This is a genomic window from Gordonia sp. (in: high G+C Gram-positive bacteria) (genome assembly GCF_049299075.1).
GTDB lineage: Bacteria > Actinomycetota > Actinomycetes > Mycobacteriales > Mycobacteriaceae > Gordonia.
In genome coordinates this window covers 1-2,897 of the sequence record NZ_JBAQWU010000111.1, presented here as the reverse complement: position 1 = coordinate 2,897, position 2,897 = coordinate 1, and the positions used below count along the sequence as shown (strand labels likewise).

The 2,897-nt window shown below is 66.7% G+C and carries 3 protein-coding genes; 1 reads left to right on the top strand and 2 read right to left on the bottom strand.

Going from position 1 to position 2,897, the window contains the following annotated elements:
* The first annotated feature begins 258 nt into the window (after positions 1-258).
* On the top strand, positions 259-1,614 hold the full coding sequence (locus WAW85_RS03740; protein ID WP_422558307.1) for an anaerobic C4-dicarboxylate transporter family protein: 1,356 nt from the start codon (positions 259-261) through the stop codon (positions 1,612-1,614).
* A 23-nt stretch (positions 1,615-1,637) separates the two neighbouring features.
* Here the strand turns inward: WAW85_RS03740 and epsC are convergent, their stop codons facing one another.
* On the bottom strand, positions 1,638-2,237 hold the full coding sequence (epsC, locus tag WAW85_RS03735) for a serine O-acetyltransferase EpsC (protein WP_422558306.1): 600 nt from the start codon (positions 2,235-2,237) through the stop codon (positions 1,638-1,640).
* Positions 2,238-2,897: PLP-dependent cysteine synthase family protein (locus WAW85_RS03730; protein ID WP_422558305.1), on the bottom strand; the 660-nt coding region annotated here is incomplete at its 5' end. It abuts the gene before it with no gap.

Below are 2,897 nucleotides of genomic sequence, written 5' to 3'. Positions count from 1 at the left end.
AAAGGTGAGGCCGATCCGCGTCCGGCGCAGGGCGCGCCGTACCAGCGGATCAACGCGGTGGCACCGGCTAATCCGGTCGTGCCTGCCGATGCGCCCGGCGCGCTACGGCTGTCGATCACGCCGATCGAGCGGGAACCGGCCAGCTCGGAGTAACCGGCCGAACGATTTCGTGCCCGGTTCGGAGTAGAAGTGTGTCCAGAGAGTGCCAATTGCGTCGAATCGGGGCGTTCTGGGGTGCCCGCGGTTTAGCTTCTCCTAGTGACTGCATTCAAAGTGATCGTTGAGATCCTGCTGTTCCTCATCCCGCTTGCGCTGGGTGCTAAGTACGGGCCGATGGCACTGATCGGCGGGGCCGCCGTATCGGTGTTCATCATGGTCGAAGTGATGCGGCTGGAGCCGGGTCAGGCCCCGATTGCTGCGGTCTTCATCATTCTGTCGGTGATCTGCGCGACCGCGGCGTTGACTGCGGCCGGCGGCATGGCCTGGCTGGTGCGGCTGGCGGAGAAGGGGCTGCGGAAACATCCGAAGCAGATCCCGGTCGTCGGCCCGCTCCTGGTCTGGTTGTTCACCGTCATGTCGGGCACCGGCAACATCACCTTCGCCCTGGTGCCGATCCTGTACGAGGTCTCCTACAGTGCCAAGATTCGCCCGGAACGGGTGCTGGCCACCGCCAACGCGGTCTCCCAGTTGGCGCTGATCGCCAGCCCGGTGGCCGCGGTCAGCTACGTCTTTCTCAAGTACACCGAGCCGGACGGCAACTCGCTGGGCAAAATGCTCGCCGTTACCGTCCCGGCGACGCTGATCGCCACCATCCTCGCCTCCCTGGTGATGTCGCGGTACGGCAAGAACCTGGACGACGATCCCGAGTACCAGCGGCGCCTGGCCGCCGGTGAGATCGAACCACCGAAGGTGGTGGACCCGACGGTAGAGCTCGAGCCGCTGCGTCCGCGGGCGGCCTGGAGCGCCGGAATCTTTATCGGCGGCGTCGTCGTCGGCTGCATCCTCGGCTTCTTCGAGCCACTGCGCCCGACCTATCTGGTGGCGCAGGCCGACGGCTCGTACCTGGACCACACCGTCTCGATGTCGACGATGATCCCGATCACCATGTTCGCGGTGACCGGCCTGATCATGATTCTGTGCCGGGTCAAAACGCCCGCGGTGATTTCCGAGCCGATCATCGGCACCGGTCTGATCGCGGCGCTGCTGTTGTTGTCAGTGCCGGTGCTGGCTGGCACCATCCTGAACGCGCATATGGAGTCGGTGACGTCCTTCGTCGACAGCTCCATCGGGGTGTCGGTGATGTTGTTCGCACTGCTGCTGTTCATGTTGGCCTCGCTGATCCAGAGCCAGGTGGCGTCGATGACGATCCTGGTGCCCGCGGCGATGGCAGCCGGGCTGGGGCCGGGCCCGATGACCGGCATGCTCGGCGCGGCTAGCGGTAACAACCTGCTGGCCTCGATGGGCGGTCTGGGTCAGGCGTGCATCTTGACCGATAAGACGGGCTCCACCAAGCAGGGTTCGATCCTGATCAACGGCTCGTTCCTGGTGCCCATGCTGCTCTGCATCGTGTTCTCGATCGCGGTGGGCATGGGACTGCAGCTGGTCATCTTCTAGCGCCCACGACACTGAACCCGCTCTCAGATATAGAGGGCGGGTTCGGCGTAGGGGTCGATGATCTCGCCGGTGGGGCGGGATTTGGCGGCGACGCCGACGGCCACATAGCCGGTTGGGACGTCGTGCACGACGACGGCGTTGGCGCCGACCTTCACATCGTCGCCCAGGGTGATGGGGCCGAGGACTTTGGCGCCAGCGCCGATCAGTACGCGGTCGCCGATGGTGGGATGGCGTTTGCCGGTGCTCATCGACGTGCCACCGAGGGTGGAGCCGTGGAACATCAGGACGTCTTCGCCGATTTCGGCGGTCTCACCGATCACCACGCCCATACCGTGGTCGATGAAGAAGCGGCGGCCGATGACGGCGCCGGGGTGAATCTCCACGCCAGTGAGGAACCGGGCGGCCTGCGAGAGCAGCCGGGCGGGGAGCTTCAACGGAAGCGGGGATACCCACATGGCGTGGGCGAGGCGGTGTAGCCAGAGCGCATGGACGCCGGGATACGAGATGGCGACGACCAGCGTGTTGCGGGCCGCGGGGTCACGATTCCGGGCGGCCTGCAGATCCTCCCTCAGTAGAGCGGCCAATCTGGGCTGCGGTACTGAGGGAGGCTGCGGGGTGGTCATTTAGTCGACGAGTCCTTCGAAGAGCGGGGTGGACAGGTAGCGCTCGCCGAAGTCCGGAAGCACCACGACGATGGTCTTGCCGGCGAACTCCGGGCGCTTGGCGACGTCGACGGCGGCGGCCAGGGCGGCACCGGAAGAGATGCCGACCAGCAGGCCCTCTTCGGTGGCGGCGCGGCGCGCCCACTCGATGGCGGTGCCGACGTTGACGTCGATCACCTCGTCGTACACACCGCGGTCGAGGACCTCGGGGACGAAGTTGGCGCCCAGGCCTTGGATCTTGTGCGGGCCGGGCGCGCCACCGTTGAGGATGGCCGACTCTTCGGGCTCCACCGCGAAGACCTTGACCTCCGGGTTCTGCTCCTTGAGGAAGTTGCCTGCGCCGGACACGGTGCCGCCGGTGCCGATCCCCGCCACGAGCGCAGCGACCTGACCGGCAGTGTCGGCCCAGATTTCCGGACCGGTGGTGGCGTGGTGGATGGCGGCGTTGGCCGGGTTGGCGAACTGGCGGGCCAGCACGCCGCCGCGCTCGGCGGCGATCTCGTTGGCCTTCTCGACGGCGCCGCGCATGCCCTGCGGGCCGGGGGTCAGGATCAGCTCGGCGCCGTAGGCGCGCAGCAGCGCGCGACGCTCAAGCGACATGGTCTCGGGCATGGTGAGGAC